The organism is Lactiplantibacillus fabifermentans DSM 21115 (assembly GCF_000498955.2).
Lineage (GTDB): Bacteria > Bacillota > Bacilli > Lactobacillales > Lactobacillaceae > Lactiplantibacillus > Lactiplantibacillus fabifermentans.
This window is the reverse complement of the sequence record NZ_AYGX02000127.1, coordinates 1-2,579: the sequence shown is the minus strand read 5'-3', so window position 1 is coordinate 2,579 and position 2,579 is coordinate 1. Positions and strand designations below refer to the sequence as shown.

The window sequence follows — 2,579 nt, the reverse complement described above, 5'->3', positions numbered from 1 at the left end:
TCGGTTTTGCGTGGGTTTTTACGATTTAGGAACTAGTTATGTCACAGCTCCTTTAAAGTTGCTACTTCGATATCGGATGACAATCTGTGACTCATCATCTTCAATCACAAGCATGCTGCCACCATTCAAAATGCTAGCTGTTCTTGATAATTAAGCAGCGTTCAGCAGTTGACTGACCGTCATGGAATCCGTCCTGAAGGTGGCGTTAACGGCTGTTTTTTGGTCGTTTACCCCACGGGCGTCTTTTGAGACCTGGTTGGTGGGCTCAAAAGCGAGGTTCAAGACGCTTCTTAGGCTTGGACCGGTCCCAGAACGGATGGAATGACGGCCAGTCAACTGCGGCACGTACCGGCATTAAATATTAGGATTTAACGACCGGTTTTGCTTTTGCCGGTAACCGGAGCAAAAAGGCCATCAAATATGACACGATTAAAAATACAGCGACGACGATATAAGGATAATGATAATTCATGTCCAATAACATCCCTGACATGATTGGCCCGACAATGTTTCCGACACTTGTTAATGACATGTTCAACCCGTTGATCAAACCTTGATTAGAGTCGCTTGCTTTCGTTAATAACGTGGTAATCGCTGGCCGCAATAAGTCAAACGCCGAGAAGATGACTAACGTTGCCACAACTACTTCCCATTTCGTATGCGCCTGCGTAATCCAAATCGTACAAATGGCGGCTAATGCAAAACAGACCCGAATCACTTTTTGTTCGCCAAAGCGTTGGACAAACGTGTCGAATAACGCGACTTGTAAGAACAATGAGATTAACCCATTTAAAGTCAAAACTAATGCAATATTGCTCAAGCTAAATTTAAATACTTCATTGACGTAAATACTATAAATACTTTCAAAACCTTGCAGGCCAAATGACGAAACTAAAATCATCGTAAATAAAATGATGATGGGTAACGTCCAAAACGCCCGACTCATCGGATGGTGGCTCGGTTCCGCCGCAGCTTCTTCATCCAAATGATGCACGGTATCGGCATCGCTTGGTAGCAGGACTATCAAGACGATGGCACTGAGCAAACCGAGTGCCCCAGCCACCCAAAATGGCGTCTTATAACTGATACCCGCTAAAATCCCACCAATCCCGGGGCCTAAAATCAAACCGCCACTAAAGGCCGCTGACAACCAGCCAATTACTTTCGCCCGTTGCCGTTTAGTCGTAATATCGGACGCTAGCGCCATGGCCGTTGGCACGACCATCGCTGCTGATAAGCCACCAATAATACGTGAAATGTTGAAGACCCATAAATGGTTCGTCAACGCGAATAAGACTTCCGATACCATATATAAGAACAAGCCGACTGCTAACACCGGTTTGCGGCCGATTTTGTCCGAAACCCGCCCGATGATTGGCGAAGCAATAAATTGCGCCGCAGCAAACAGGGCATTCATAATCCCCATGTCAGTCGCCGTTAAGTGCAGTTCATTTTTAATGAACGGCATTACCGGAATGACCAAACTAATTCCTAAACAGACTAAAAATTCACTAAAAACTAAAATAAAAATGGCACGTTTCGTTTGCCGCGTCATGCTTCTCACCTCTTCACAAAATTTTCACACAATACTGCTCATCATACCAAGTCCGTTCAAATGTGTCTACTTTAAAGCTTGGTCGTGATTGTAACCTTTTTTCTCAGACAAACTCGTCAAAATCACGTACAATGAGGCTAATTAAACCTAGGGAGGCAGCCAAAAATGACCCCAGAATTAACTGGTTTTACCAATGTCCAAACGTTAGATCCCGCGATTATTGTTGATTTACGTTACGCCACCACTAATAATTTCACGCATCAAGTCGTCTACGATTTTACGACGGCCATCGTCCGCACAGGAACGGCGCGCAAGTTAGCTCATGCGAGTGCCCTCGTCAAAAGCCAAGGCTACCGCTTAAAAATTTGGGATGCTTATCGTCCGGTGAGTGCTCAAGAACGTCTTTTTGAAGTTTATCCCCATCCTGAATTCGTGGCCAAACCGAATCCCAACTTCAGCCACCAAAAAGGCGTCACTTTAGATTTGACCTTAACCGATGCGGATGGGCGCGAATGTTTGATGCCGACACCGTTTGATGACTTCACCGCCGCCGCCCACCGCGATGCCCCGCGCAGTTCGGCCGCTGATAAAAACTACCAGATTTTAAATGATGCCATGTTAGCCGCTGGTTTTGTTGGCTACGAAAACGAATGGTGGGATTTCCGTGATGCGGAAATGGATGACTATGAACCTTTAGCTGCCAATCCTAATGACTATTAGACCCAAAAATGAGCCGCTAACAGCGACTCATTTTTTATTTACTTTCAATTATTTATCACCGTTGGAACAGTCATGTGCCGCACTTGTAACCGAGCAACCACGCTCGCAACCACCGCCAAGGCTAATACCACCCCGTCTAAAATTAATAGCTGCGTACCGCTCGTGGTCGCCCCACTACTGCTGGCAGCCGCCAACACGGGCAAATCATCGAGGGCGTGTAATGCGATCGTTAAACATAGATTATGCGTTTTAGGTAGATTGTAAAATTAATCCGAACGCTGTTCGGACAAAAAAGATCAGCTTC

At 45.7% G+C, this 2,579-nt stretch carries 2 protein-coding genes; one reads left to right on the top strand and one right to left on the bottom strand.

The annotated features are described in order from the left end of the window. Window positions 1-361 precede the first annotated feature (361 nt). Window positions 362-1,555 carry an MFS transporter gene (locus DY78_RS11025; RefSeq protein ID WP_024625138.1) on the bottom strand — a complete coding sequence of 398 codons (1,194 nt, stop codon included), beginning with the start codon at window positions 1,553-1,555 and terminating at the stop codon, window positions 362-364. Window positions 1,556-1,720: 165 nt separating this feature from the next. Here DY78_RS11025 and DY78_RS11020 point away from each other — a divergent pair, with 165 nt between their 5' ends. Next, window positions 1,721-2,275, top strand: a complete 555-nt coding sequence (locus DY78_RS11020; RefSeq protein WP_024625139.1) for a M15 family metallopeptidase — start codon at window positions 1,721-1,723, stop codon at window positions 2,273-2,275. The last annotated feature ends 304 nt before the right edge of the window (window positions 2,276-2,579 follow it).

Bases quoted from the DNA above. Each gene is read 5' to 3' on its own strand.
- DY78_RS11025 (WP_024625138.1), bottom strand. From the start codon at position 1,555: ATGACGCGGCAAACGAAACGTGCCATTTTTATTTTAGTTTTTAGTGAA.
- DY78_RS11020 (WP_024625139.1), top strand. From the start codon at position 1,721: ATGACCCCAGAATTAACTGGTTTTACCAATGTCCAAACGTTAGATCCC.